Raw genomic sequence first — 24,838 nt, 5'->3', positions numbered from 1 at the left:
CAGAGTTAACAGGCCGGGGCATCGGACCAGACGTCGAAAGACTTTGGGGACGAGCGTGAACGGCAAAACGGCGAACGAACCGGTTCGCAAATTGAAATCTCCGGCGTACCGTCCGTGACGGGCGCGCCGGCAAAAGACGGGGCACTACGATGCGCATTGAACGCCGCTACACCACAGCCGACCAGTCACCCTACGCCGCCATCGACTTCCGGCTGACGACGAGCGAGATCCGCAATCCGGACGGCTCGGTGGTGTTCCGGCTGGAGAATGTCGAAGTCCCCGAGTTCTGGTCGCAGGTCGCCTCCGACGTTCTGGCGCAGAAATATTTCCGTAAAGCGGGCGTCGCCTCACGCCTGAAGAAGGTCGAGGAAGAGACCGTCCCCTCATGGCTGTGGCGCTCGGTGCCGGACACCGACGCTCTCGCTGCACTGCCCGAATCCGAGCGCATCGGCGGCGAGCATTCCGCCAAGCAGGTGTTCGACCGTCTCGCCGGCTGCTGGACCTACTGGGGCTGGAAGGGCTCGTACTTCACATCCGAGGACGATGCGAAAGCGTTCTACGACGAACTGCGCTTCATGCTCGCCAAGCAGATGGTCGCGCCGAACTCGCCGCAGTGGTTCAACACCGGCCTGCACTGGGCCTACGGCATCGACGGTCCCGGCCAGGGCCACTTCTATGTGGACTGGAAGACCGGCAAGCTGACCAAATCCAAATCGTCCTACGAGCATCCGCAGCCGCACGCCTGCTTCATCCAGGGCGTCGATGACGACCTCGTCAACGAAGGCGGCATCATGGACCTGTGGGTCCGCGAGGCGCGGCTGTTCAAATACGGCTCCGGCACCGGCTCCAACTTCTCGCGGCTGCGCGGCGAAGGCGAAAAACTCTCCGGCGGCGGCCGCTCGAGCGGCCTGATGTCGTTTCTCAAGATCGGCGACCGCGCGGCGGGCGCCATCAAGTCCGGCGGCACCACCCGCCGCGCCGCCAAGATGGTGGTGGTCGACGCCGACCATCCGGACATCGAGACCTATATCGACTGGAAGGTGAAGGAGGAGCAGAAGGTCGCCGCCCTCGTCACCGGCTCCAAGATCAACCAGAAGCACCTCAAGGCCATCATGAAGGCCTGCGTGAACTGCGAAGGTTCAGGCGACGACTGCTTCGACCCTGAAAAGAATCCGGCGCTGCGCCGCGAGATCAAGTTCGCGCGCCGCGCCATGGTGCAGGATAATCTCATCAAGCGCGTGATGCAGTTCGCCAAGCAGGGCTACACCGACATCTCGTTCGACACCTACGACACCGACTGGGATTCGGAAGCGTACCTCACGGTCGCCGGCCAGAACTCCAACAACTCGGTGTCGCTCAAGGACGATTTCCTGCGCGCGGTGGAAACCGACGGCGACTGGAACCTGATCGGCCGCACCAACAAGAAGGTGACCAAGACGCTCAAGGCCCGCGACCTGTGGGAGAAGATCGGCTACGCCGCCTGGGCTTCGGCCGATCCCGGCCTGCACTTCAACACCACCATGAACGACTGGCACACCTGCAAGGCCAGCGGCGACATCCGCGCGTCCAATCCGTGCTCGGAATACATGTTCCTCGACGACACGGCGTGCAACCTTGCCTCCGCCAACCTGCTGACCTTCTACGACACACAGACCCGGCGCTTCGACATCGAAGCCTATGAGCATCTGTGCCGGCTGTGGACCGTCGTACTCGAAATCTCGGTGATGATGGCGCAGTTCCCGTCGAAGGCGATCGCCGAACTCTCCTATGAGTTCCGCACGCTCGGCCTCGGCTACGCCAATATCGGCGGTCTCCTGATGACCATGGGTCTCTCTTATGACTCCAAGGAAGGCCGCGCGCTGTGCGGCGCGCTGACCGCCGTCATGACCGGCGTCGCCTACGCCACCTCCGCCGAAATGGCGAAGGAACTCGGCCCCTTCCCCGGCTACAAGAAGAACGCGGCGCACATGCTGCGTGTGATCCGCAACCATCGCCGCGCGGCGCATGGCGAATCCCGCGGCTTTGAAGGCCTCGCCGTCAATCCGGTGCCGCTCGACTACGCAAGCTGCCCGCAGGCCGACGTCGTCGCCCGCGCCAAGGCCGCATGGGACAAGGCGCTCGAACTCGGCGAAGCCCACGGCTACCGCAACGCGCAGACCACCGTGGTCGCGCCGACCGGCACCATCGGCCTCGTCATGGATTGCGACACCACGGGCATCGAGCCGGACTTCGCGCTGGTGAAATTCAAGAAGCTCGCCGGCGGCGGCTACTGGAAGATCATCAACCGCGCCGTGCCGGAAGCGCTGCGCGCGCTCGGCTATCCCGAAAACGAGATCGCCGAGATCGAGGCCTATGCCGTCGGCCACGGCTCGCTCTCCAACGCGCCGGGCATCAACCGCTCGACGCTGAAAGCCAAGGGCTTCACCGACGAAGCGCTCGACAAGGCCGAGAAGGCATTGCCGACCGCGTTCGACATCAAGTTCGCCTTCAACAAGTGGACCTTCGGCGAGGACTTCCTGCGCGACACACTCAAACTCGATCCGGACGCGATCAACGCCCCCGGCTTCGACCTGCTCACCGCGCTCGGCTTCACCAAGCGCGAGATCGAGGCCGCCAACATTCACATCTGCGGCGCGATGACCGTGGAAGGTGCGCCGCACCTGAAGTCCGACCACTACAGCGTGTTCGATTGCGCCAACCCCTGCGGCAAGATCGGCAAGCGCTACCTCTCGGTGGAAAGCCACATCCGCATGATGGCGGCGTCGCAACCCTTCATCTCGGGCGCGATTTCCAAGACCATCAACATGCCGAACGACGCCACGGTGGAGGACTGCAAGGCTGCCTACCTGCTGTCGTGGAAGCTGGCGCTGAAAGCCAACGCGCTCTATCGCGACGGCTCGAAGCTGAGCCAGCCGCTGAACTCGCAGCTCATCGCCGACGATGAGGACGAGGACGATGTGGTCGAGGCGTTCTACGACAAGCCGATGGCGGCCCGCACCGCGCAGGTCTCGGAGAAGATCGTCGAGAAGCTGGTCGAGCGCATCATCGTGATGCGCGAGCGCGAGAAGATGCCGGATCGCCGCAAGGGCTATACCCAGAAGGCGGTGGTCGGCGGCCACAAGGTCTATCTGCGCACCGGCGAATACGACGACGGCCGCCTCGGCGAGATCTTCATCGACATGCACAAGGAAGGCGCGGCGCTGCGCTCCTTCATCAACAACTTCGCCATCGCGGTCTCGCTCGGCCTGCAATACGGCGTGCCGCTGGAGGAATATGTCGACGCCTTCACCTTCACCCGCTTCGAGCCCGCGGGCCCGGTGCAGGGCAACGACTCGATCAAGTTCGCGACCTCGATCCTCGACTACGTGTTCCGCGAACTCGCGGTGAGCTACATGTCGCGCTTCGATCTCGCCCATGTCGATCCGAGCGAGACCAACTTCGACGCGCTCGGCAAGGGCGTCGAGGAAGGCAAGTCGCCGGACGGCAACAAGTTCGTCTCGAAGGGCCTGACCCGCTCGCGCACCGACAAGCTCGTGGTCATGCAGGGCGGCGCCGCCGATGCCCAGGCCTCGGGCAACGTCACGTCGATCGCTTCGGCGGGCGCGACCGCACGGCACGGCCAAGAAAATACTTCAGGTGGCTCGTCGCTCGAAGGCGCGACCGCGCTCAAGACCGCAGAGCCCGAGCGCGACCTCTCGCCGACCGAAAAGCTGGAAGCGCAGCAGTGGAGCAAAGCCGGTTCAGCCGCGACGCACGCCACGCCATCGAAGGCCGAGCGCCGCGCAGAAGCCAAAGCCCGAGGCTACGAAGGCGACATGTGCACGGAGTGCTCGAACTTCACGCTGGTGCGGAACGGGACGTGCATGAAGTGCGACACGTGCGGCTCTACGACGGGGTGTTCGTGAGGTAGATCAACCTGATTTTTTAGAATTACAAAGATGCCCAGCCAAGCGCTGGGCATCTTCACGAAACGAGGGACTTATTAATCCAAAATGTATCACGCTCCGGGCAAACTCCTCCTCTATTGTGCGTACCGGATTGAGGTCGAACATATTTCTGCGTCAGGAGATTCAAAGACAATCAGCGGCACAGCGTTCTACGCAATAAAAGACGGTAAACAGTTTCTCGTAACGAATCGACACAACGTCGACGCCGCGATGAAAAACATAAAGTACGCTGGCTATCAGATGGCGAACATCAGGGTCTCTGGGTACTTTGGGGGTGAGCACCTAGTTGGAGATTTTGCAGGACAGGAAATCTTTCTCGGCTTTCCCCAAAATTCAATTGAAGACGTCGCAGCCATCGATGTTACAAGTGCAACATACCACGTAAATAAATCTAAAAATATGATGACCAATTATGTTGGTCAGTCACTGATTGCTAGCGACGCGGAGCTATCGAAACTGGACATATGCGACATGGTCGCACTTCCGGGTTATCCTGATTTTTACGATCGTAACGGCGATCGACCTATAATGCGGATGGGCACGATCGCCAGTGATCCAGCAAGTGACTATCGCGACCATGAAATGGAGCCAGGCCGACGTATCGCCTATGAAGCTTTTTCATCTTCGGGTTCATCCGGGAGCCCAGTATTTGCGCTCGCCAAGGGCTTTAAAGGTGGTGTCGGTATTACCGGTGGCTACGTTCGCGAATTAAAACTGATCGGAATAAATGCGGGGCATCTAAACGGGCGCGATGGTATGCAAAGCCATCATTCAGGCATCTCGTATTGCTTTAAGTCTACATGCATATTGGATGCGATGAATGATGCAGTAGCACAACAAACCAAATCCCTTGCATAATTTTAAGCAAGCATAGCCCGAATAAAGCACAGCGAAATCCGGGCTACCAACCAAATTCCCATCACTCACGATCGTCATCACCGGGCTTGTCCCGGGTCAAGCCCGGCCATGACGAGTTGAGAGATTCCCGTAGCTCGGCGCTCGTCATTGCGAGCGCAGCGAAGCAATCCATTCAGAACACGCCGCAAGCGATAGCTGGATTGCTTCGTCGCTATCGCTCCTCGCAATGACGTGCTTTAGCCTCCTTGCCTCCCGCGCCATCCCCGCGATGACGCGTTTTCGCCACCTTGCCCCGCACGCCCCTAATCCCCATCTACGGCGGACCCGCACACGCACGAGTCCCCCGCTTCCATGAAGAAAATCGGATTTCTCTCCTTCGGCCATTGGACGCCCTCCTCGCAATCGCAGACACGTTCAGCCGCCGACACGCTGCTGCAATCCATTGAGCTAGCGGCGGCGGCCGAAGAACTTGGCGCCGACGGCGCGTATTTTCGCGTGCATCATTTTGCCCGCCAGCTCGCCTCGCCCTTCCCGCTGCTCGCCGCCGTCGGCGCGAAGACCAGCAAAATCGAGATCGGCACCGCCGTGATCGACATGCGCTACGAGAACCCGCTCTACATGGTCGAGGACGCGAGCGCGGCCGACCTCATCGCGGGCGGACGGCTGCAACTCGGGATCAGCCGCGGTTCGCCCGAGCAGGTCATCGATGGCTGGCGCTATTTCGGCTATCAGCCCAATGAGGGCGAGACCGACGCCGACATGGGCCGCCGCCACGGCGAAGTGTTCTTCGATATGCTCAAGGGCAAGGGCTTCGCGCAGCCCAATCCGCGCCCGATGTTTCCCAATCCGCCCGGACTTCTCCGGCTCGAACCGCATTCGGAAGGTCTGCGCGACCGCATCTGGTGGGGCGCTGCGTCGAACGCCACCGCCGTGTGGGCGGGCAAGCTCGGCATGAACCTGCAAAGCTCGACGCTGAAGAAGAACGAGACCAACGAGCCGTTCCATGTGCAGCAGGCGGCGCAAATCCGCCTCTATCGCGAGGCTTACAAGGAGGCGGGCCACACGCGCACGCCGCGTGTCTCGGTGAGCCGCAGCATCTTCGCGCTGATGGACGACCGCGACCGCGAGTATTTCGGGAACGGCGGCGATGCGGGCGACCAGATCGGCTTCATCGAGGGCGACATGCAGGCGATCTTCGGGCGCGGTTATACGGCAGAGCCGGACAAGCTGATCGAACAGTTGAAGCAGGACGAGGCTATCGCCGAGGCCGACACGCTGTTGCTCACGGTGCCGAACCAGCTCGGCGTCGAATACAATGCCCATGTCATTGAATCGATCCTCAAACACGTCGCGCCCGCGCTCGGCTGGCGCTGACACTTTGTCCTATCGCAAAGACGAATTCCCTCCGACACGTCAGCATTGCTGTCTGGAACAAGCCGCGCGGAAGCGTAGCTTGAGACGAAGAATGGAGGTGCGTCATGCGGCTTCACCTCAACGGCTTCGACAATGATGACAGCGAACGGCTGGTGTGCCTCACGGTCGTGGTGGCGGTGCTCGTGCTCACGGCTGCAGCCGTGATCGCCATGGGCCTCGCCTATCAGACACCGGCGACAACCATGACACGCATGCTGCTGTCCTCGTCGCTCTAGCGGCGCGCCGGTTAGCCGAAACATTGTCGCTCCGGCTTGATCCTGATCAAACGCAGGACTGCGCAGCCGCCTAGCCTTTAGGCGTGCAATTTCGCAGTGACACGGAGGACGCCATGTCCGTTCAGCAAACGCTTCTGTCGTGCGGCGCGATATTCCTGCTCTCGTTTTTCGCGATCTGGGCATTCTGGTTCGTCGAGCGGATACGCGGCGATTCCGCGCCCCAAGTCACTCGTCTGGCCAAGGACCTTCTGAAACCGGTCAGGTAAGCCCTGCGTTCACGCAGCATCGCCGTCAGGTGCAGCATCGTCGGCAGGCGTCGTTCGCGCGTCAGACGCTGTGCCTTGGCCGTGCGATCTCGCCGCGCGTGGTCGCGATGCCCATCTCGAAGCTGTCGGCGATGCGGCGGGCCCGGATGATGAAGGCCTCGGCCACATCAGGCTCGAAGATTTCGCGCGTGGTGGCCTCGAACAGCACGAGCCACCGGTCGAAATGCTCGCCCGTCAGCGGCAGCATCAGGTGCGGACGCATCGGGCGGCCGTCGTAGCGCCCGGTCTTGAGCATCATCGACGACCAGAAGTCGGTGATCTTGCCGATGTGATGGTCCCAGTCCTTCACGGCTGCGTTGAAGATCGGGCCGATCAGATCGTCGGCGCGGGCGCGGCCGTAGAATGTCGCGACCAGCTGCACGATCTTCTCTTCGGTGAGGTCAGGATGGAAGGTGTGAATGGCGGGCGCGGGTCGTTCGGTCATGGGTCTGATGTAAGCCGCCGGGCCGTGCCAGGCAACGGCGCAGCGCCGCTTCGGCCTTGATCCGGATCAAATCGCCCGTTGCGGTTTCGCTGCAGAAATATCCGACACGCCAACAGGGAGACCCGCATGTCCGCAGCCGAAATCGCACAGCGTCATTTCAAGGCGGCGCTGGCCGAGGCAAAGGCCGCTGGACAGGACAGCGACGGCATCTGCCGCGCGCTGCTCGGCCTCGTGGTCTCCACCTATCTCGAGACGAGGACCGTGGCCGACGTGCAGTCGGAACTGCGCTTCGTCGCCGACCACTGCGATCCCGACACCGACTTCGCCTTCATGCGGCCGTGACAGCCGGACCATTGAGGCCGTCACCCTGAGGCGTTCCATACGCAGCATGGAGCCTCGAAGGCGGCGGCGATCCTTCGAGGCTCCGGCCATAGCGCGTCAAAGACGCGCGTAAACGCGCTTATGGCCCTCGTACCTCAGGATGACGCCGCGGAAAGAACTCCAGAGCCTTACGCCTTACCGTAGTTATAGAAGCCCTGGCCGGTCTTGCGGCCGAGATGACCCGCATCGACCATCTCCTTCAGGAGCGGCGCGGGGCGATATTTCGGATCGTTGAAGCCGGTGTAGAACACCTCCATCACCGACAGCATGGTGTCGAGACCGATCATGTCGGCCAGCGCCAACGGGCCGATCGGGTGGTTGCAACCGAGCTTCATGCCGGCGTCGATTTCCTCAGCAGACGCGATACCCTCCTGCAGCGCGAACACCGCCTCGTTGATCATCGGGCACAGGATGCGATTGACTGCAAAGCCGGGGCTGTTCTTCGCGGTGACGGCCACCTTGCCGACGCGCTGGGCGAAGCCGAGCGCCTTGGCGTGGGTATCGTCGGAGGTCTGCAGGCCGCGGATCAGTTCCAGCAGTTGCATCACCGGCACCGGATTGAAGAAGTGCATGCCGATGAAACGGTCCGGGCGATCGGTCGCCGCCGCCAGTTTGGTGACCGAGATCGACGAGGTGTTGGTGGCGACCAGCGCGCGCGGCTGCAAGCCCTCGCAGAGCTCCTTCAGTATCTTGATCTTCAGCCCCTCGTTCTCGGTCGCAGCCTCGATCACGAGATCGCAGGACGCGAGTTTCGCCTTGTCGGTGGTCGCGGTGATCCGCGCCAGCACCGCGTCGCGGTCGGCTGCGGACATCTTCTCTTTCTTGACCAGCCGCTCCAAGCTGCCGCCGATGGTCGCGACGCCGCGCTGAACGGCCGCGTCGGAAATATCCACCATGACGACCGGGAGTTTCGCAGCCGCGCAGATCTGCGCGATGCCGTTGCCCATGGTGCCGGCTCCGATGATGCCAACGGTTTCAATCATGTCTTTCGTCCTTTCCTTGCTTCACTCCGGCAGCAGGCTGTCACGGCAGGTTTCCCGTGCCGCTCCTCGCGTCGCACCGATATGGATCGGGTATCTACTCTGCCCTGCCCGGCGGCGCTACAGCTAACAGGCCTGCGGGGGCGTTGGTCTGCAATGCGGGAGCACCCGCATCGACCGGGATCTTCGCATCATGCGCGGCGAACGTCGTGCCCTGCTCGCGCGCCAGCTTGGCAAGTTCGCAGCCTTCGCAATAGCGCCGGTCCTTGTAGTCGATCCAGTTGTGGGCGAAGACGCGCTCGGCCGGGATGTTGTAGCGCGCCTGCAGCACGCGCACGAGAGTGCGCCACGCGGCGACCTGGGCCTCGGTCGGCGGCTTGCGTACGTTGGGGTAGTTGCCGACGAACTCAATTCCGATGGAATTGTCGTCGGTGACCTGACCGAAGGTCGAACTGTTGTCGATGAATTTGTTGTCCTTGCGGTTGCCGTCGCGGACATGGCGCGGCACCGCGAATTCGACGATGGACCAGTACACCGTGCCATCGGTCTCGACCCAGATGGTCGCGCCACGGCGATCCGGCCGCTCCGACTGGCGCATGGCATTGGCCCGCGCAGAGCCAGCCGGGCCTTCGGATTGATGCACGATGATGTTGCGCCAGTCGCGCGCGAGCTCGAGGCGGCCCCATGGCGTAAGCCAGACAATGTTGAGGCCGGGAATGTCGGGCGTACCCTTGGCCCGCGCGGCGATTTCGAAGCTCGACGGCGGCAAGGCGGTGATCGCGGGTGCGGGGCCTGCAAGACCAGCAAGCGTCTGCGCCATCGCGGGTGGGCAACAGACCGCGAGCCAGCCAACAGCCAGCGACGCCAAAGTCGACACCCTACGAGCGATCATCTGCGCCTGCTGCAAGTGATCCGACCCGGTCAGCATAGCCGAGCCCGCGCCGGTCCGAAAGCGCCAAGGAGCCGCCCGCTGTGCAGATCCCTTGCCTATCCCGCGCGGCGCGGCCTTGCGAACTGCTGCTGCCAGATGGCGAGCGCGCGCCTGGCCGAGGAGAAGGAAATCTCGTCATAGGCCTTGCGCAGCTGCTCGATCTCCGCCGCCGGCATCGACAACACGCGGCTGAGGATCACGCGTTTCGCCGTCTCCCATGAGAGGTCGGCTGCCCGGCAAGCGGTCAGCAGGCCGTCGTGGCGATGAATCCGCATCAAGGGCTGGATCAGCGGGATCGGCGCGCCCGTCATCGCCGCGAGAGTTGCGATGACCGATTCAGATTGCCGGTCCTCGGCGAATTCGGCGAGCTTGTCTTCGGTCAACTGGCGGTTCTCGATCAGCCGCTCGACCAGCGCCATTGCCGAGCGGAGATCGCGCGGGCGCTCCGCCCTGCGCTTTGATGCCAGCGCGATGGTGTCGACATGCGCCTTGATTTCAGCGCGCAACGAAGAGGGTGCCCTGGCCATTAGCCGCGCGTGGATGGCACCTGCGCAATTGTTCAGCAATTCATGCAGCAGCCGTACCGGCAGATCGGCGCGCAAGCCGGTCTTCTCCGCCAGCAGCGGATCGCCTTTCGATGCCGCAACCAGCCGCAACAATCCCGCGCGCGTGATCGTGGCGCCTTCATTGCCGGCGACGCGACGCAGTACATCCCGGCCGCCGAGATCGATGAGCGCCTGCGTCACCGTGGCGTCGATCGCCGAACGGCCCGAGATCGCCAGCAAGTGTCCCTGCCCGCGCGATGTGGCGACCTCCATCAAGTCTTCGCCTGAAAGCACCGGCGACAGGGTCAGCACCGGACCTGCAACAGCGATATCGCGGTCCGCGGCCAGCCTGCGCAGCACGGAGACCGGGGCGAACGACAGCGCGGCGAGTTTTCCGCTGAGCTCCGTCAACGCATCGGCATCGCAATCGCCGATGAAGCTCAGAAGCAGGCTGTCGAACATTTCGATCTGCGCTGGACCGAGCCGGCTGCCATGCGCGAGAAATAGATCCGTCACCTTGCGCAATGAGGCGAGCCGGCGGTCCGGCGAGCGGTTGCTGATGACGTCCTGAAGTTCCTGAATGAAATGATGTTGCACAACACACCCTGGATAATGACCGGGAGCACGCACGACGTTTAAAAAAGAGTCATCGAAACGCCTGAACATACGACGGGATTGTTTCGACCTCGTTAAACGGGCTGTTGCGGTGCGTACCCGGCCCGGTTCCGGCCGCCTCAGTACGGCGGCAGCTTTCGCGCCCGGTGCGCCTTGGCGGCCTCGACCCACCACATCAGATCGTCCGCAAAACGCGGAAAAGATTTGACCAGCGCTTCGCCGCCCGGTCCGGTCGGCTCGCTCGCGGCGGACAGGGTTTGCGAAATCGGCCCGACCGCGATGGTTGCCGAGGTCACCACCATGCCCATCTCCGACAACGTGCCATGCCACGCCAGCGCCGCCCGCGCGCCGGAAAAGCGCCCCGCCGAATAGCTGGCGATGGCCGCAGGCCGCCAGAACCACTCTTCAAGATAGTGATCTGTCAGATTCTTCAGGCCAGGCTGCAGGCCCCAGTTGTATTCGCCGGTCACGAACACGAAGCCGTCGGCTGCAATGATCTTCTGCGCGAGGTCTTCCATCGCAGCAGGCGCCTCGCCTTTCGGATATTCCTTCCGCATCCGGTCGAGCATCGGCAGGCCAATGGCTTTGGCATCGATCAGTTCGGCATCGGCGCCGCGCTCACGCAAACCCTTTACAACAAAATTCGCAAGGCGAATCCCCATCCGGTCCGAACGATAGGAGCCGTAGAAAACGAGAATGCGTTCGGTCATGGCCGTGTCCCATATTAAGAATAAACAAGCGTAGCGGAGACAGCGCGCAAAACAAACTCAAATTGAACCGAATTCCCGAACGCACCGTCCGCTCTTTGCAGCAGAAAGCGGCTCGCGTATATCCTTCATCATCGTGACGACAGACCGATTCAATGTCGCTTGCAACGGGAGTGTTTTGATGACGATCCAAAAATCAGCCGCGTGGCGCAAGGCAGCCGCGGCGCTGGTCGCCGCAGCCTTCGGCTTCGTATCCAGCGCCGACGCCTGCACACGGCTGGTCTATCTCGGCCATGGTGACGATGTCATTACAGCCCGTTCGATGGACTGGAAGATGGATGTCGCGACCAACCTGTGGATCTTTCCGCGCGGCATGACGCGCAGCGGCGAAGCCGGTCCCAATTCGGTCAAATGGACGTCGAAATACGGCAGCGTCATCGCATCGGGATATGAGGTTTCAACCACCGACGGGATGAACGAGAAAGGCCTTGTCGCAAACGTGTTGTGGCTGGTGGAGTCGCAATATCCGAAATTCGATCAGACCAGGCCGGGCCTCACCATTGCCGCCTGGGCGCAGTATGTGCTCGATAATTTCGCGACGGTGGCGGAAGCGGTCGACGAACTTCGCAAGGAGCCGTTCACGATCGTCACCGATGCGGTGCCCGGGCAGCCGGACCGCCTGACGACGCTGCATCTCTCGATTTCGGATTCCAGCGGCGACAGCGCTGTCATCGAATATATCGGCGGCAAACAGATCATCCATCACAGCCGCGACTATCAGGTGATGACCAATTCGCCGACGTTCGAGCAGCAGCTTGCGCTGAATGCCTACTGGAAGCAGATCGGCGGCACCGTGATGCTGCCGGGGACCAACCGCGCAGCCGACCGCTTCGCCCGTGCGGCGTTCTACGTCAACGCGATTCCGAAGAGCGAAGATCCCGTCGTTGCATTGGCCAGCGTGTTCAGCGTCATCCGCAACGTCTCGGTGCCGTTCGGCATTTCGACACCCGGAGAGCCGAACATCTCGTCGACCCGCTGGCGCACGGTCTCGGATCAAAAGCGGAAACTATACTTCTTCGAGTCCGCGCTGACGCCGAATACGTTCTGGGTCGATCTCAAGCTGATCGACTTCTCAGCCGAGACGGGCAAGGTCAAGAGGCTCGATCTCGGGCCGAACCAGAGCAACGTCTTCGCCGGCGATACCAGCAAGGATTTCAAGGTGGCCGAGCCGTTCAAGTTTCAGGGCCTGTAGTCGTCCCCGACAGATCGACGGCAGCCCCTCGCGCCGAACGCCGCCGTCACGTCGCGGTGCATCGGGTCGGCCCGCGCTTGCCGTGGCGCAGGATTGTGCCGGACTTGTTGATCGTCAGCGAGATGCCGCGCGCGGTGTAGCGCGAACCGGACAGCGCGAAACGTTTTCTCAGCGCCACCGCCTTGCCATCGAGTTGCAGATGCACCTGCTTGGGATCGTATTTCAAAAATGCCGCGGTGAAGCGCGCCCCGTCGGCGCAGGTGAAACTCTGGAAGGTCTGCGCGGCCACGGGCGATGCACTTGCGCCGCAGAGAACGGCACACGCCGCGATCAGAATGATGAACCGTTTCATGATGGATGTTCCCGCATGGACGCGCGGAACCGGTGAATTGAGTCCGCACTGTGGCGAAACATTAGCATCGAATCGCGTTGCCACACATCGCCCCGGATTTAATCCGCATTTAACGAAAAGCCGCCTTAATGGCGCTCCGCATGTCTGCGAGATGACGGTGCGGAACCTCGCAGCTTCGTGAGATTCCGGACGCAGGCACGCGACCTATCGTGTGCCCGCGCCGACGATCATCGCGCGTGGGGAATCTGTTTGCGTGAAAAAATTCCGGGCTTAGGGCGTATGGCGTACAGTATCGCGTATCGGGTGTCTCCCGCTCCTCCTCCGCCATCCTCTGCCAAAGTCAGTCCGCAGGCTGTGCTCGGCACCGCCGGGCTCGCCGCCGTGGTGCTGGCCTGCGCCTGGACGCTCTATAGCAACGTGCTCGGCCCGGCGGTCGACGCCATGGCGCCCGATCTGCCGCAGGTGACGTTCATTCCCGGCGCGGCTGCGGCGCTCGCGACATCCGTGGCTGAACTCGACGTGACCTCGTCGCTGGGCACCCCCGCCCCGACCCTGACATTCGCCGATCGCTTCCTCGCGCGCTCCGACGATGCGCCTTCGTCCGTGCTGGCGAAGGCCGACCGTCTGCCGGTCGCGCAGCCGCAAACCTACACGGTCGCCTCGCTCTCGCCGGAAGCCCTTCCCGCGCCCGAGACCCGGCCTCAATCGGAAGCCCCTGCGCCGGAAACCCGCGACGCGCAGTTGCCGCTGCCGAAAATCCAGCAAGCTTCCCTCGCGATACCATTGCCGATGCCGCGTCCCGCTTCGCTTCGTGCGATGCCGAACGAAGGCCCGTCACGAACCGAAGCCGCCGCCGCCAATCGCGCAGCGGCGCTGGCAGCTATCGCCCAGCCGAAACTCACGATCTTCGAAAAGCTGTTCGGACGACAAGAGAAAGGCCCGACGCTGGCCTTCGCATCGCCCGACGGCGGCATTGCCAGCGACGGCAGCAGTCTCACGCCCGGCCGCTACGACCGGCAGACGGCGGTCTATGACATCTCCGCCCGCACGGTCTACATGCCGAACGGCACCAGGCTGGAAGCCCATTCCGGCCTCGGCAGCAAGATGGACGATCCGCGCTTCGTCCATGTCCGCATGCACGGCGCGACCCCGCCGCACACCTACGATCTCTCCATGCGCGAAAGCCTGTTCCACGGCGTCGAGGCGATCCGGCTCAATCCGGTCGGCGGCGAAGGCAATGTGTTCGGGCGCACCGGCCTGCTGGCGCACACCTACATGCTCGGGCCGAACGGCGACTCCAACGGCTGCGTCTCGTTCAAGGACTATGAGAAGTTTCTGCGCGCCTACAAGAACAACGAGGTCAAGCGACTCGTCGTGGTGGCGAAGCTGGACTGAGGCGGCGCATTCCGCTTGATCCGTCGTCCGGCTATAACTGTCCGGCCTGACGGATCACGGAGCGCCCGCATGAACGGAAAAATCCTCGTCATCACCGGCGCCTCAGGCGCATTGGGTAAGGTGGTCGCGGAGGCCGCGCGTGCCCGCGGCGCGAAGGTCGCCGAAATCGATCATGCGGCGTCTGTAACCCCGCCCACTCCTGACCGGATCGTCATCGGCGGCGTCGATCTCTCGGACACAGCGCAGGCGGTCAAAGTCATTGAGGCCGCAGCCGCGCATTTCGGCAGGCTCGACGCGCTGGTCAACATCGCCGGCGCATTTTCATTTGAGACCATCACCGACGGCGATCCCAAAACATGGCAGCGGCTCTACACCATCAACGTCATGACCGCGTTCAATGCCTCGCGCGCCGCGATCCCGCATCTGGTGACATCCGGCGCAGGCCGCATCATCAACATCGGCGCGATGGGCGCGTTGCAGGCCGGCGCAGGCATGGGTCCCTATGCCGCCTCAAAGTCCGGAGTACATCGGCTCACCGAGGCACTGGCGGCGGAACTCAAGGGCAAGGTCACCGTCAACGCCGTGCTGCCCTCGACCATCGATACCCCCGCCAACCGCCGCGACATGCCGCAGGCCGACTTTTCCAAATGGGTCACGGGCAGTGAACTGGCCGAGGTCATCCTGTTCCTTGCGGGCGACGCCGCCAGCGCCGTCACCGGAGCGCTGATTCCGGTCAGCGGCCGGGTTTAATCCCCGCCGCCCTGAATCCGGCGTCTTGGGAGGCGCAGTTCATGTAAAGCATGAACCGGAGCCATGGCGCTTAAGCCCTGAATTTCCTGTGTATTTCGCCAAAATCGCCGCCAATGCCCGCCCCCCGGCGGTACACTGAACCCTCGCCCATGGTCGCGCCGTCCCGCGACGGTGGCCATATCCTTCCGCCTCGAAGGAGAGTTCAGATGCTTGAGAACGTGCCGCTCCGGGATGCGAAGCCGGCCGTGATCGTGTGCCCGGAATGCCGCCGTCACCTCATGGAGGTTAAGGACGTACGCTGGGCGATGACCAAGCTGGAATTCACCTATTCCTGCACAGGCTGCGGCGCGGAGACCGTCCGCGCCCTTGCTGGCGATACGCCGGTGTTCGTCTCGCGGGCCTCGACCCACCTGCGCAGCCTGGAAATCTTCAGCTTCAATCCCGATGCCGAAAAGCCTTCGCGGCTTCGCGCCCCGGACACCAGACCCGGCTTCGGAGTCACCGGGGCACGCCGGACGGGTTGAAGTCTTTCAATCTTGCTCAGGCCCTGCTGATTGTCGGCCGCCTGTTGCTCGGCGGGCTGTTCGTCTTCGCCGGCGTGCGCCACATGTTCCTGATCCCTGTGCTGACGCAGGCCATCGCTGCGCGCGGCGTGCCCTTCCCGCGCCTCGTTCTGCTGGCGGGCTCATCGTTTCAGTTTGTTGGCGGCGTGCTGCTGATCGTGGGTCTGTGGATGCCCGCGGCGGCATTCGGGCTGATCGTCTTTACGATCGCAGCCTCCGTCATGCTGCTGAACTTCTGGGATATGGATGGCCCCGCGCGGCAAAATATCATCAATGTCTGGCTGTCGAACATGGCCATCGTCGGCGGACTTCTGGTCACGGCAGCGCAGGCGTTGTGACGCGGCATCCCAGGCACGCCAAATTCCGAAACGTGACCGCCTGGACCTCAGAAACAGAGATTGGTGACGACCTTGCCGGATTTGTCCTTCAGCACATAAGGACATTCCGCGCGCTTGAGCGCGGCCTTGGCGTCGTCATTGCCGAGCGCCGCCGCCTTTTCGTAATAGGCTTTCGCAGCGCTTGAATCCTGCGCGCCGCCACGTCCTTCCTTGGCGAATGCGCCCATCCGCTCCAGCGCCCCGGGATGATCCTGCGCCGCAGCCTTCTCGAACAGATTGCGCGCACCGGCATCATCCTTCGGACCGCCGATGCCATCCTGCAGCATCAGTCCCAGCTGGAACTGCGCTTCGGCATTGGTCTCCGCCGCTTTCGCCAGCAGGCTCCGCGAACGCGCCGCATCCGCAGGGGCAGCGCCGCCCTTGCCGGAGAGTGCGGCGAGATTGCTGACTCCGCGCGGATTGCCGCCCTGCGCCGCGCGCTCGAACAGCTTACCCGCCGCGGCTTCATCCTTGGCGACGCCGGCACCGGTGGCATACGCGACACCGAGTTCGACCATCGCCGATGTGCTGCCCTTGTCGGACGCCCTGCGCCACGCCGCGATCGCCTCGGAATTCTGGTTGCCGGCGGCATAGGCGCGGCCGAGCTGATACATTGCGCGGCGCGATGCGCCGGAGGCCTGCCTGCAGAACTTGATCGCGGTGGAGACATCGGACGCCGCGACAGCCGGGACGCCCTTCACGTCGGCCGGCTTGTCCGGGTCGGCGGGATCGGCGGCGAGCCGGTCGCACAGCACAAGGTCGGCCGACTGGGCATGAACCGGAACACGCACGCCACTGGCGAACAACACCAGCGCGGCGATGCCGAAAATGGGAGCAAGGGAAACAGCGGACGGTTTCATCGAGACGGATATTTTCATGGCCGCATTATACCCCGCGACAATCCGCGCGGCTACGCCTTCAACCACGCGATCATCGGCGCGTTGATTTCGCGCGGATAGGTGTGGCTGAGATCGTCGATCTCGCTATAGGTCACGTTCGCGCCCGCCGCGGTCAGCGCAGCCTTCGCCTGCCGCGCCACCTCCACCGGAAACATCCAGTCCAGCGCGCCGTGCACCAGATAGACCGGCAGTCCGCGCAGCCGGTCGGCATCAGCCATCGAGATCAGCATCGGATGGAATGTCGCCGACACCGGCGCGAGATGGGTGAACGGTGACGCGCCGTCAAGCGCGCTGACATAACAGAACGTGCCACCGTCGCTCATGCCGGTGAGTAGCAGACGGTCGGGATCGATATTCCACGTCTCGCGGACCTGGGCCACGATGCGCGCGAGATTTGGCGTATCGTTGTCGTCGCCCATCAGCGCCCATGTCGAGCCCAGCGAATTGCCCGACGATGTCGGCGCGACAAGGATCGCGCCGAAGCTGCGGGCGTCGCGCAACCAGCTCCAGAGAAAACCGCGGCCATGTCCGCTGCCGCCGTGCAGCGCCACCACCAGCGGCCACGCGCGATCCGGCGTATAGCTCTCCGGCACGTAGAGCGAGAAGCCGCCGCGGGTGCGCGGCTCGTTGTCGAAATGAATCACGCCGGTCTCGCCTGCGCGCGCCGGCAGCATGCCGCGCGCGAGTGTCTCGGCGTCGGTGCGCAGCGACGGATCGAGGAAGAAACTGTTCACGGCTGGAATCATCGCCGCGAGCGGATACAGCGCCTCCAGCGCGCGCGGCGTATGGCGCAGCGCTTTGAACACGGCGCGGATGTCGCCGCCGTCGAGCGCGGCGCGCAGTTCGTCGAACGCCGCCAGCGCCTCGTCGCTGGCGGTCGCGAGTCGCTCGTCCACGCCGTCGACCGGGCTGAACTGCGAACGCGCCGCGCGCAGCCGTTCCCAGGGCGTCCCGGCCGCACCCATCATTTCGGCAAATGAGGAGGGATCGAGATGACGCGCGATCAGGCTCAGCGTCTCAAGGCAGGCGAATAAGGGCGGCAGGATCGTCTCTGATCCGGTCGTCATAGGCACTCTCCGGCTAGGGCCGAGGACCGTATCCCGACCGCCGCGCTGCTGGCAATTGCCGCATCGCGCGTGTCCTTGCGCCGCAACCGGCCATTCCTCTCGCCAAGCGGAACAAAGGCCCACGCGCCGACTTAGACCGCTTCCAGCCCCCGAGAGGACACTCAATGGCCAAAGCAACAAAAACCTCGCGTTCCAGCGGTGGTGCAAAGATCCATGAACAGAACCTTCAGCGCGGCTCCGGCGGCGAGCTGCACCAGACTACGGCGGACCGCGCCGACACGATGACCACGGCGCAGGGCGGCCCGGTTGCTGACGACCAGAATTCGCTCCGCGTCGGACCGCGCGGGCCCCTGGTGATCGACGATTTTCATTTTCGCGAGAAGATTTTCCACTTCGACCACGAGCGCATTCCTGAGCGCGTGGTGCACGCCCGCGGCTATGGAGCGCACGGTTTCTTCGAAACCTACAAGCCGCTTTCGAAATACACCCGCGCCGACTTCCTCCAGCGCGCAGGCGAGAAGACGCCGGCCTTCGTCCGTTTCTCCACCGTCGCCGGCAGCAAGGGCTCGTTCGACCTCGCGCGCGACGTGCGCGGCTTTGCCGTGAAGATCTACACCCAGGAGGGCAACTGGGATCTGGTCGGCAACAACATTCCGGTGTTCTTCATCCAGGACGCGATCAAATTTCCCGATCTGGTCCACGCGGTGAAGGAAGATCCCGACAGCGCGTTTCCGCAGGCGCAGTCCGCCCACGACACATTCTGGGACTTCATCAGTCTCACGCCCGAGAGCATGCACATGATCATGTGGGTGATGTCGGATCGTGCCATTCCCCGCTCCTTCCGCTTCATGGAAGGCTTCGGAGTCCATACCTTCCGCCTGCTCAACGCAAAGGACGAATCCACCTTCGTCAAATTCCACTGGAAGCCGAAGCTGAATCTCCAGTCGGTGGCGTGGAACGAGGCGGTCAAGATCAACGGCGCCGATCCCGACTATCATCGCCGGGATCTCTGGGAAGCGATCAAGACGGGCAATTTCCCCGAGTGGGAATTGCAGGTGCAGTTGTTCGATCAGAAATTCGCCGATGAATTCGAATTCGACGTGCTCGATCCCACCAAAATTATTCCCGAGGAGCAGATCAAGCCGATGCCGATCGGGCGTCTGGTCCTGAACCGGATGCCGGACAATTTCTTCGCCGAGACCGAACAGGTTGCGTTCATGACGCAGAACGTGCCGCCGGGGATCGACTTCTCCAACGATCCGCTGCTACAGGGGCGCAACTTCTCCTATCTCGATACGCAGCTGAAGCGGCTTGGCAGTCCGAACTTCACTCATATCCCGATCAACGCGCCGAAGTGCCCGTTCGCCCACTTCCAGCAGGACGGCCACATGGCCATGCGCAATCCTGTCGGCCCCATCAACTATCAGCCCAACTCTTTCGACACGGGCCCACGTGAATCCCCGACGCGCGGATTCAGGGCGTTCCCGGACGTTGAGGCGGGACCGAAGGCACGGCTGCGGCCGGAGAGCTTCGCCGATCATTACAGTCAGGCGCGGCAGTTCTTCATCAGCCAGACCGAGATCGAACAGAACCACATCGCCGCCGCCCTTACATTCGAGCTGAGCAAGTGCAAGCTGCCGGTTATTCGTGAGCGCGTCGTATCTCACCTGCTCAACATCGATGACCGGCTGGCACACACCGTCGCCGACAATCTCGGCTTGCCGAAAATGCCGAAGCCCGCGGATGCTGCGGTCCCCACGCGGCAGGACCTTCCACCCTCGCCGGCGCTGAGCATCGTCGAGAACGGCCCGCAGCGGTTTGAGGGACGCAAGCTCGGCATCCTTGTGACCGACGGAACCGACGCCGCGCTGCTGAAGGCCGTACAGAACGCCTTGAAGAAAGCCGGCGCGTCGTGGGAGTTGATTGCACCCAAGATCGGCGGCATCACCGCCAGCGACAAGAGCCACATTCCGGCCGACCAGAAGATCGACGGCGGTCCGTCCGTGCTCTACGACGCGGTGGCGCTGCTGCCGTCCGAGGCCGGCATGGCGGATCTGCTGAACGAGGCGACCGCGCGCGACTTCGTTGCGGATGCCTTCAGCCATTGCAAGTTCATCGGCTACGTCGCCGCGGCCCAGCCGCTGTTCGCCAAGGCCGGAATCGACGACATGGACGATGGCTGCATCGCGCTATCCGGCGCCAAGGACGTCAAGGGATTCATTGAGACGCTTGGCAATTTGCGCTTGTGGGATCGCGAACCGGTGGTGAAGATGGAATGACGGCCGGCTTCTACTCTTCCGGCTCGGTGGTGAAGAACAGCGGATAGCCCTTGGCCTTGCCGAGTTCGGTGGCCTCCTTGGCTTTCGTCTCGGCGACGTCGCGGGTATAGACCGCGATGACGCAGGCCCCCTTCTGGTGCGCCGTCAGCATGACGCGGTGCGCCGTCTCCTCGCCCATCCTGAACACCGCTTTCAGCACCGACACGACGAACTCGCGCGGCGTGTAGTCGTCATTGAGCAGGATCACCTTGTACAGCGGCGGCCGCTGCAATTTGGTTTTGGTCGTGGATTTCGGTTTGACGATCGTGGGGCTCATCGCAGCCTCTCGCGTATGTCTCGAACGCCTGTAGGGAACGCCCGTCGCGCCCGGGCATTAATATCGGCCGTCATCGGGGGCCGCATGCCGCACACCGCATCAAGCGCCATTGCCCGCATCGATTATAACGCAGCCGCGCGCGAGCTTCACGTCACTTTCACGAGCGGGCGGCGCTACAGCTATAACGGCGTTCCCGCCGAGGTCTATTTCCAGTTTTGCCGAGCGGTCTCGAAGGGCGAGTTCTTCAACGCCATGATCCGCGACCGCTACACATTCGTCGAACTGCATTGACGCCCCGCCCCCAAGTCCAGCAATCGCGCCACCACCATCTCAGGTTCGAAAATCAAACTTTGTTCGAGAATGCAAAGACAAGCCTGTGTGAGCGCGCTATTCCGCCGCTTTATTTCTTGGCATTTTCTGCTTGCGTGAAATTCTGGCTGGGCTAACTAAACGTTCTATAATTGAACTAATAATCCGCGCGTGGTCCACACGACGCGACTGGAAACGCAGAAGGAGACCAGATGTCGAAGAAACTGCTGATAACAATGACGGCGTCGCTTGCGATGACCGCAGCCGCATTTGCCGCCGATGCGCCGGGTGTAACCGCCACCGAGGTCAAGATCGGGGCCACCTATCCGTTCAGCGGCCCGGCCTCGCCGCTGGGGGCGACGGGCAAGGCGACCATCGCCTACATCAATTCCGTGAACGACCGCGGCGGCGTCAACGGCCGCAAGATCAATTACATCACCTATGACGATGCCTACAGCCCGCCTAAGGCGGTGGAGCACACCCGCAAGCTGGTCGAAAGCGACGAGGTCGCCTTCCTGTTCGGCCCGCTCGGCACGCCAGCGATGGCCGCGACCATCAAGTACGTCAACGCCAAGAAGGTGCCGCACGCTTTCATCGTCACGGGCGCAACGAAGTTCACCGACATCAAGGAATACCCGTTCACAACCACGGCGCTGCCGAGCTACGACACCGAAGGCAAGATCTACGCAAAGTATTTTCGCAACCAGCTTCCCGCCGCCAAGGTCGGAATCCTTTATCAGAACGACGACCTCGGCAAGGACTTCGTCACCGCGTTCAAAGCGGTCTACAAGGAAGCGTTCGCCGACAAGGTCACGGCGCTGGCCTATGAAGTTTCCGATCCGACGGTGGATTCCCAGATCGTGAACCTGAAAGCCGCCGCGCCGGAAGCACTGCTGATCGCCGGCACGCCGAAATTCGCGGCGCAGGCGCTGCGCAAGATCAACGAGATGGAATGGAAGCCGCTGATCATCCTCAACACAGTCGGTGCCTCGATCGCGGCGACCTTCGTGCCGGTCGGGCTGGACAAGGTGACCGGCGTCGTCTCCGCCGCGTTCTTCAAGGATCCAGCCGATCCGAAATGGAAGGACGACAAGGGCGTGCAGGATTACATCGCCTTCTTCCGCAAGTACCTGCCGGGCGCGGACATCGCGGACTCGAACTACACCTTCGGCACCCAGCAGGGCATGATCCTCGAACAGTTGCTGAAACAGTGCGGCAATGATCTCTCGCGCGAGAACATCCTGAAACAGTCGAAGAGCTTCAAGGATTTCGTGCTGCCGACCGCCCTGCCCGGCGTCAGGGTCAACACCAGCGAAACATCGAGCCAGGCCTATACCCAGCTTCAGTTGCAGCGCTGGAACGGCAAGAGCTGGGATCAGTTCGGCGAGGTCATGAAGGCCGACTGATCCGGTTCCAATTCCCCTCGCATGATTGAAGCGCCGCGATCATCCGCGGCGCTTCTTTTTTTGACGCGGCACCGAATGGCGCGAGCCTAAAGGGCGGAGGAACCCCGCCGGGGGTCCGGCGTTATCTCCCCGAACAGCCGGGCGACCGCCCGCACAATTCCCCCCATCCAGCCCCGGACCACATGGATTCGTGCCCCATGACCGCAAGCTATTTCACTGACCCGTCGACAGCGACCTACAGGGTCCGCCCCGTATCCTTCGTCTTTGCCGATGACGGCCTGGTGCCGAACAACCGGCTGCCGTTCCTGCTCTACAAGAGCGCCATCGTCCTCGACGCGAAGCCGGAAAGCACCATCGAAGCCGTGTTCGGCGCGAACGGCTGGGGCGCGATGTGGCGCAACGGCATCTTCGACTACCTCCACTATCATGCGACCGTGCATGAGGTGCTGGGCGTGGCGCGCGGCCGGGCGATGGTGCGCTTCGGCGGCGATCACGGCGAGGAACTGGAGATCAGGAAAGGCGACGTCGCCATTCTGCCGGCGGGAACGGGCCATCAGCGGTTGTCCGCGACCGGGGATTTCGCAGTGGTCGGCGCCTATCCGCCGGGACCGCAGATGGAAATCACCCGCCCGACGCCGGACAACCACCGCAAGGCGCTCCGGACTATTCCGCAAGTCGCCCTGCCGGACACCGATCCGGTCTATGGGACTGACGGTCCGCTGGTGGGCTTATGGAAAAAGCGCGCCCGCTAGCGGGCGCGCCAATCAAATCTGACTGAAGATTTCCCGATCAGGGTGTCGCGAAACTGCGGGACGCCTCTTCCCGTCCCATCGGGACGCAAGCCTTCTTGCGGCGGAGTGCGCCGAGCGCGCCGGTGACTTTCAGAACCTTGCCGACCCCGCAGGAGCCGTTGTCGACGTAAACGACCGACCATGGCGAGAGAAAATACGGTTCTTTTTTCAGAAAGTTCGGCGTCAACTCCTGCGCCGGGCATGGCGCGGAGACTGCACATAAAAGTGCGACGGCGACGACGGTACGCATAACGCTCATCCCTTAAGCCGGCGACGTATACAATGCGCCATTTTCGTGAATGTTCCAAGACGCAACGCGCGCCACGCTGATAATTTTTACGGCACGCGTCACGTCTGTGTCACGCGCATGTTTCGGAACGGTGTATCGCCCAACGCATTGAACTTCATCTTCACGGAGGTTCACATGCGACAAAAAATACTCCTGACGGCACTGGTGACGGCGGCGATCACCGGTTCGACCCTCGCGGTAATGGCCCAGACGGCGCCGCCCTCCTCGCCTGGCGGCACCGCGGCCGGTTCGGCCGGCGTCTCTCCGGCCACCCCGCCCGCCATCACGCCGTCGCCCGGCACAACCACAGGCAGCAACACCAGCGGCGTCAATCAACCAGGCGTACCGAACACGTCCACGCCCGGTTCAATCGGAACCGGGGCATCGCCAAGCGGCCTGCCCGGCGACAGCCCGACCAATCCCGGCTACCCCGGCGCGGTCGGAAGCCCGGCGCGCTGATCGAGACACTCAATCTCCACGGAACGGCCCCGCGATGCGGGGCCGTTTTTTTATGCCTTCCCTGTCGAAACGATAATGAAATTCACGCGGCTGTTCCTGAACCGTGTCCCCCCGGGGCGGATTGAGCCTTTGTCAAATGAAGGAGTCTCCCATGTTACGCAAACTGCTCATGACAATTCTCGCCGCCGTATCGGCGCTCGCGGCGAGCTCTCCGGCCTCGGCGCAATTCTCGGGCGAAGTCGGCACGCCCGGCGTATCGCCGGCGACGCCGCCGGCCCTCATCGCGCCCCTGCCGAGCGGAAACAACACCAGCGGCATCAACCAGCCCGGCGCACCCAACACCTCGATGCCAGGTCTGATCGGAACGGGAGCTGCGGCCAGCGGCCTGCCCGGCGAAAGCGCGCACCATCCGGGCTTCCCCGGCCGGATCGGAAACATGCGGTAGCGCCAGAGCGGCGGCTCGCACAGGCCGCTATTTCGACTTCGCTTCCTGCTTGAACGGCGCCAGCAGCCACAGCGTCAGGAAAGTGAACAGCGAAATCACCACTGCGACGTCGTAAGCCCCGAGTCCGACCGCAGCGCCCGTCGCCCCCGTGGCCCACAGGCTCGCGGCCGTGGCAGTGCCACGCACGGTGTTGTCGGTCTTGAGGATCGCGCCGCCGCCGATGAATCCCATGCCGGTCATCAGGCCTTCGATGATGCGGGCGGTGCCTTCGGGGTGGCCCTGGAGAATATGTTCGGTGGCCTGCACGATGCCGCAAGTCGCCAGCGCCACCAGCGGAAAGGTGCGCAGGCCCGCGCTGCGCTCTTCCTTTTCCCGGTTCCATCCGATCGGCAGCGCCAGCAGATAAGCGATCGTCAGCGCGATCAGATGCGGCCCAAGCCTGAAACTGCCCGCCGCCTCCAGAAGTGATTGCATGAATATCCTCCGCAGTATCAGCGTAGAGAATTTCCCCGATGCATGGACCGTG

Annotated in this window: 28 protein-coding genes; 17 read left to right on the top strand and 11 right to left on the bottom strand. The window is 62.9% G+C overall.

Going from position 1 to position 24,838, the window contains the following annotated elements; genetic code table 11:
- Positions 1 to 149: 149 nt before the first annotated feature.
- The 5 genes from LVY71_RS11735 (at position 150) to LVY71_RS11715 (ending at position 6,720) form a co-directional block, all read left to right on the top strand.
- Complete coding sequence (locus LVY71_RS11735; protein WP_235099934.1) at positions 150 to 3,905, top strand: vitamin B12-dependent ribonucleotide reductase; 3,756 nt, start codon at positions 150 to 152, stop codon at positions 3,903 to 3,905.
- 87 nt (positions 3,906 to 3,992) lie between these two features.
- Positions 3,993 to 4,805, top strand: a complete 813-nt coding sequence (locus LVY71_RS11730; RefSeq protein ID WP_235099933.1) for a hypothetical protein — start codon at positions 3,993 to 3,995, stop codon at positions 4,803 to 4,805.
- 351 nt (positions 4,806 to 5,156) lie between these two features.
- Positions 5,157 to 6,179: an LLM class flavin-dependent oxidoreductase gene (locus tag LVY71_RS11725; RefSeq protein WP_235099932.1), complete on the top strand. Its 1,023-nt coding sequence runs from the start codon at positions 5,157 to 5,159 to the stop codon at positions 6,177 to 6,179.
- Between the two features lie 104 nt (positions 6,180 to 6,283).
- Positions 6,284 to 6,454, top strand: coding sequence for a hypothetical protein (locus tag LVY71_RS11720; RefSeq protein ID WP_235099931.1), 171 nt, complete (start codon positions 6,284 to 6,286; stop codon positions 6,452 to 6,454).
- A gap of 113 nt (positions 6,455 to 6,567) precedes the next feature.
- The gene (locus LVY71_RS11715; protein WP_235099930.1) at positions 6,568 to 6,720 is read left to right on the top strand and encodes a hypothetical protein; all 153 of its coding nucleotides are present in this window, start codon (positions 6,568 to 6,570) and stop codon (positions 6,718 to 6,720) included.
- 61 nt (positions 6,721 to 6,781) lie between these two features.
- On the opposite strand, the gene LVY71_RS11710 is transcribed toward LVY71_RS11715, so the two are convergent.
- A complete protein-coding gene (locus tag LVY71_RS11710; protein WP_235099929.1) occupies positions 6,782 to 7,204 on the bottom strand; it encodes a group III truncated hemoglobin in 423 nt (140 codons plus the stop codon).
- Positions 7,205 to 7,330: 126 nt separating this feature from the next.
- Here LVY71_RS11710 and LVY71_RS11705 point away from each other — a divergent pair, with 126 nt between their 5' ends.
- Positions 7,331 to 7,546 (top strand): hypothetical protein, encoded by a 216-nt coding sequence (locus LVY71_RS11705; RefSeq protein WP_235099928.1) that lies wholly within the window; start codon positions 7,331 to 7,333, stop codon positions 7,544 to 7,546.
- A 167-nt stretch (positions 7,547 to 7,713) separates the two neighbouring features.
- On the opposite strand, the gene LVY71_RS11700 is transcribed toward LVY71_RS11705, so the two are convergent.
- The 4 genes from LVY71_RS11700 to LVY71_RS11685 form a co-directional block, all read right to left on the bottom strand.
- Positions 7,714 to 8,568: a 3-hydroxybutyryl-CoA dehydrogenase gene (locus LVY71_RS11700; protein ID WP_235099927.1), complete on the bottom strand. Its 855-nt coding sequence runs from the start codon at positions 8,566 to 8,568 to the stop codon at positions 7,714 to 7,716.
- A gap of 94 nt (positions 8,569 to 8,662) precedes the next feature.
- Positions 8,663 to 9,457 (bottom strand): peptidoglycan recognition protein family protein, encoded by a 795-nt coding sequence (locus tag LVY71_RS11695; RefSeq protein WP_235099926.1) that lies wholly within the window; start codon positions 9,455 to 9,457, stop codon positions 8,663 to 8,665.
- 95 nt (positions 9,458 to 9,552) lie between these two features.
- Positions 9,553 to 10,638 (bottom strand): DUF2336 domain-containing protein, encoded by a 1,086-nt coding sequence (locus tag LVY71_RS11690; protein ID WP_235099925.1) that lies wholly within the window; start codon positions 10,636 to 10,638, stop codon positions 9,553 to 9,555.
- A gap of 137 nt (positions 10,639 to 10,775) precedes the next feature.
- A complete protein-coding gene (locus tag LVY71_RS11685; protein WP_235099924.1) occupies positions 10,776 to 11,366 on the bottom strand; it encodes an NADPH-dependent FMN reductase in 591 nt (196 codons plus the stop codon).
- 178 nt (positions 11,367 to 11,544) lie between these two features.
- Here LVY71_RS11685 and LVY71_RS11680 point away from each other — a divergent pair, with 178 nt between their 5' ends.
- Positions 11,545 to 12,615, top strand: coding sequence for a linear amide C-N hydrolase (locus LVY71_RS11680; RefSeq protein ID WP_235099923.1), 1,071 nt, complete (start codon positions 11,545 to 11,547; stop codon positions 12,613 to 12,615).
- A 46-nt stretch (positions 12,616 to 12,661) separates the two neighbouring features.
- Here the strand turns inward: LVY71_RS11680 and LVY71_RS11675 are convergent, their stop codons facing one another.
- Positions 12,662 to 12,967 (bottom strand): MliC family protein, encoded by a 306-nt coding sequence (locus LVY71_RS11675; protein WP_235099922.1) that lies wholly within the window; start codon positions 12,965 to 12,967, stop codon positions 12,662 to 12,664.
- Positions 12,968 to 13,246: 279 nt separating this feature from the next.
- Here LVY71_RS11675 and LVY71_RS11670 point away from each other — a divergent pair, with 279 nt between their 5' ends.
- From LVY71_RS11670 to LVY71_RS11655, 4 genes are all read left to right on the top strand, one after another.
- The gene (locus LVY71_RS11670; RefSeq protein WP_235099921.1) at positions 13,247 to 14,362 is read left to right on the top strand and encodes a DUF2778 domain-containing protein; all 1,116 of its coding nucleotides are present in this window, start codon (positions 13,247 to 13,249) and stop codon (positions 14,360 to 14,362) included.
- A 69-nt stretch (positions 14,363 to 14,431) separates the two neighbouring features.
- Positions 14,432 to 15,112, top strand: coding sequence for a 3-oxoacyl-ACP reductase FabG (gene fabG / locus LVY71_RS11665; protein WP_235099920.1), 681 nt, complete (start codon positions 14,432 to 14,434; stop codon positions 15,110 to 15,112).
- 206 nt (positions 15,113 to 15,318) lie between these two features.
- A complete protein-coding gene (locus LVY71_RS11660) occupies positions 15,319 to 15,636 on the top strand; it encodes a hypothetical protein (protein WP_235099919.1) in 318 nt (105 codons plus the stop codon).
- Positions 15,633 to 16,013: a DoxX family protein gene (locus LVY71_RS11655; RefSeq protein WP_283842521.1), complete on the top strand. Its 381-nt coding sequence runs from the start codon at positions 15,633 to 15,635 to the stop codon at positions 16,011 to 16,013. Before LVY71_RS11660 ends, LVY71_RS11655 begins: the two co-directional genes overlap by 4 nt.
- Before the next feature lie 47 nt (positions 16,014 to 16,060).
- Here the strand turns inward: LVY71_RS11655 and LVY71_RS11650 are convergent, their stop codons facing one another.
- Both LVY71_RS11650 and LVY71_RS11645 read right to left on the bottom strand, forming a co-directional pair.
- Complete coding sequence (locus LVY71_RS11650; protein WP_235099918.1) at positions 16,061 to 16,930, bottom strand: tetratricopeptide repeat protein; 870 nt, start codon at positions 16,928 to 16,930, stop codon at positions 16,061 to 16,063.
- 32 nt (positions 16,931 to 16,962) lie between these two features.
- Positions 16,963 to 18,018 (bottom strand): alpha/beta hydrolase family protein, encoded by a 1,056-nt coding sequence (locus LVY71_RS11645; RefSeq protein WP_235099917.1) that lies wholly within the window; start codon positions 18,016 to 18,018, stop codon positions 16,963 to 16,965.
- A gap of 164 nt (positions 18,019 to 18,182) precedes the next feature.
- On the opposite strand from LVY71_RS11645, the gene katE reads away from it, so the two are divergent.
- On the top strand, positions 18,183 to 20,297 hold the full coding sequence (gene katE / locus LVY71_RS11640; protein ID WP_235099916.1) for a catalase: 2,115 nt from the start codon (positions 18,183 to 18,185) through the stop codon (positions 20,295 to 20,297).
- Between the two features lie 10 nt (positions 20,298 to 20,307).
- Here the strand turns inward: katE and clpS are convergent, their stop codons facing one another.
- Positions 20,308 to 20,613: an ATP-dependent Clp protease adapter ClpS gene (gene clpS / locus LVY71_RS11635; RefSeq protein WP_235099915.1), complete on the bottom strand. Its 306-nt coding sequence runs from the start codon at positions 20,611 to 20,613 to the stop codon at positions 20,308 to 20,310.
- Between the two features lie 84 nt (positions 20,614 to 20,697).
- Between clpS and LVY71_RS11630 the strand changes: the two genes are divergently transcribed.
- The 3 genes from LVY71_RS11630 (at position 20,698) to LVY71_RS11620 (ending at position 23,080) form a co-directional block, all read left to right on the top strand.
- Positions 20,698 to 20,904 carry a KTSC domain-containing protein gene (locus LVY71_RS11630; RefSeq protein ID WP_235099914.1) on the top strand — a complete coding sequence of 69 codons (207 nt, stop codon included), beginning with the start codon at positions 20,698 to 20,700 and terminating at the stop codon, positions 20,902 to 20,904.
- A 230-nt stretch (positions 20,905 to 21,134) separates the two neighbouring features.
- Positions 21,135 to 22,328, top strand: a complete 1,194-nt coding sequence (locus tag LVY71_RS11625) for an ABC transporter substrate-binding protein (protein WP_235099913.1) — start codon at positions 21,135 to 21,137, stop codon at positions 22,326 to 22,328.
- Positions 22,329 to 22,525: 197 nt separating this feature from the next.
- Positions 22,526 to 23,080, top strand: a complete 555-nt coding sequence (locus LVY71_RS11620) for a cupin domain-containing protein (RefSeq protein WP_235099912.1) — start codon at positions 22,526 to 22,528, stop codon at positions 23,078 to 23,080.
- 37 nt (positions 23,081 to 23,117) lie between these two features.
- Here LVY71_RS11620 and LVY71_RS11615 read toward each other — a convergent pair whose 3' ends face one another.
- Positions 23,118 to 23,369 carry a hypothetical protein gene (locus LVY71_RS11615; protein ID WP_235099911.1) on the bottom strand — a complete coding sequence of 84 codons (252 nt, stop codon included), beginning with the start codon at positions 23,367 to 23,369 and terminating at the stop codon, positions 23,118 to 23,120.
- Positions 23,370 to 23,543: 174 nt separating this feature from the next.
- Here LVY71_RS11615 and LVY71_RS11610 point away from each other — a divergent pair, with 174 nt between their 5' ends.
- Complete coding sequence (locus LVY71_RS11610; protein ID WP_235099910.1) at positions 23,544 to 23,867, top strand: hypothetical protein; 324 nt, start codon at positions 23,544 to 23,546, stop codon at positions 23,865 to 23,867.
- A gap of 151 nt (positions 23,868 to 24,018) precedes the next feature.
- Positions 24,019 to 24,312 (top strand): hypothetical protein, encoded by a 294-nt coding sequence (locus LVY71_RS11605; protein ID WP_235099909.1) that lies wholly within the window; start codon positions 24,019 to 24,021, stop codon positions 24,310 to 24,312.
- 27 nt (positions 24,313 to 24,339) lie between these two features.
- On the opposite strand, the gene LVY71_RS11600 is transcribed toward LVY71_RS11605, so the two are convergent.
- Entirely contained in the window at positions 24,340 to 24,786 is a 447-nt protein-coding gene (locus LVY71_RS11600) for an MgtC/SapB family protein (RefSeq protein WP_235099908.1), read from the bottom strand.
- Positions 24,787 to 24,838 lie beyond the last annotated feature (52 nt).

Source organism: Bradyrhizobium sp. G127 (assembly GCF_021502575.1).
Taxonomy (GTDB): domain Bacteria; phylum Pseudomonadota; class Alphaproteobacteria; order Rhizobiales; family Xanthobacteraceae; genus Afipia.
The sequence above is the reverse complement of the archived record's forward strand: the minus strand, read 5'-3'. Positions and strand labels throughout refer to the sequence as shown.

Bases quoted from the DNA above. Each gene is read 5' to 3' on its own strand.
- fabG (WP_235099920.1), top strand. From the start codon at position 14,432: ATGAACGGAAAAATCCTCGTCATCACCGGCGCCTCAGGCGCATTGGGT.
- LVY71_RS11660 (WP_235099919.1), top strand. From the start codon at position 15,319: ATGCTTGAGAACGTGCCGCTCCGGGATGCGAAGCCGGCCGTGATCGTG.
- LVY71_RS11715 (WP_235099930.1), top strand. From the start codon at position 6,568: ATGTCCGTTCAGCAAACGCTTCTGTCGTGCGGCGCGATATTCCTGCTC.
- LVY71_RS11695 (WP_235099926.1), bottom strand. From the start codon at position 9,457: ATGATCGCTCGTAGGGTGTCGACTTTGGCGTCGCTGGCTGTTGGCTGG.
- katE (WP_235099916.1), top strand. From the start codon at position 18,183: ATGGCCAAAGCAACAAAAACCTCGCGTTCCAGCGGTGGTGCAAAGATC.
- LVY71_RS11645 (WP_235099917.1), bottom strand. From the start codon at position 18,018: ATGACGACCGGATCAGAGACGATCCTGCCGCCCTTATTCGCCTGCCTT.
- LVY71_RS11730 (WP_235099933.1), top strand. From the start codon at position 3,993: ATGTATCACGCTCCGGGCAAACTCCTCCTCTATTGTGCGTACCGGATT.
- LVY71_RS11735 (WP_235099934.1), top strand. From the start codon at position 150: ATGCGCATTGAACGCCGCTACACCACAGCCGACCAGTCACCCTACGCC.
- LVY71_RS11700 (WP_235099927.1), bottom strand. From the start codon at position 8,568: ATGATTGAAACCGTTGGCATCATCGGAGCCGGCACCATGGGCAACGGC.
- LVY71_RS11615 (WP_235099911.1), bottom strand. From the start codon at position 23,369: ATGCGTACCGTCGTCGCCGTCGCACTTTTATGTGCAGTCTCCGCGCCA.
- LVY71_RS11720 (WP_235099931.1), top strand. From the start codon at position 6,284: ATGCGGCTTCACCTCAACGGCTTCGACAATGATGACAGCGAACGGCTG.
- LVY71_RS11685 (WP_235099924.1), bottom strand. From the start codon at position 11,366: ATGACCGAACGCATTCTCGTTTTCTACGGCTCCTATCGTTCGGACCGG.
- LVY71_RS11650 (WP_235099918.1), bottom strand. From the start codon at position 16,930: ATGAAAATATCCGTCTCGATGAAACCGTCCGCTGTTTCCCTTGCTCCC.
- LVY71_RS11605 (WP_235099909.1), top strand. From the start codon at position 24,019: ATGTTACGCAAACTGCTCATGACAATTCTCGCCGCCGTATCGGCGCTC.
- LVY71_RS11705 (WP_235099928.1), top strand. From the start codon at position 7,331: ATGTCCGCAGCCGAAATCGCACAGCGTCATTTCAAGGCGGCGCTGGCC.
- LVY71_RS11670 (WP_235099921.1), top strand. From the start codon at position 13,247: ATGGCGTACAGTATCGCGTATCGGGTGTCTCCCGCTCCTCCTCCGCCA.
- LVY71_RS11600 (WP_235099908.1), bottom strand. From the start codon at position 24,786: ATGCAATCACTTCTGGAGGCGGCGGGCAGTTTCAGGCTTGGGCCGCAT.
- LVY71_RS11725 (WP_235099932.1), top strand. From the start codon at position 5,157: ATGAAGAAAATCGGATTTCTCTCCTTCGGCCATTGGACGCCCTCCTCG.
- LVY71_RS11630 (WP_235099914.1), top strand. From the start codon at position 20,698: ATGCCGCACACCGCATCAAGCGCCATTGCCCGCATCGATTATAACGCA.
- LVY71_RS11680 (WP_235099923.1), top strand. From the start codon at position 11,545: ATGACGATCCAAAAATCAGCCGCGTGGCGCAAGGCAGCCGCGGCGCTG.
- LVY71_RS11675 (WP_235099922.1), bottom strand. From the start codon at position 12,967: ATGAAACGGTTCATCATTCTGATCGCGGCGTGTGCCGTTCTCTGCGGC.
- LVY71_RS11620 (WP_235099912.1), top strand. From the start codon at position 22,526: ATGACCGCAAGCTATTTCACTGACCCGTCGACAGCGACCTACAGGGTC.
- LVY71_RS11710 (WP_235099929.1), bottom strand. From the start codon at position 7,204: ATGACCGAACGACCCGCGCCCGCCATTCACACCTTCCATCCTGACCTC.
- clpS (WP_235099915.1), bottom strand. From the start codon at position 20,613: ATGAGCCCCACGATCGTCAAACCGAAATCCACGACCAAAACCAAATTG.
- LVY71_RS11610 (WP_235099910.1), top strand. From the start codon at position 23,544: ATGCGACAAAAAATACTCCTGACGGCACTGGTGACGGCGGCGATCACC.
- LVY71_RS11625 (WP_235099913.1), top strand. From the start codon at position 21,135: ATGTCGAAGAAACTGCTGATAACAATGACGGCGTCGCTTGCGATGACC.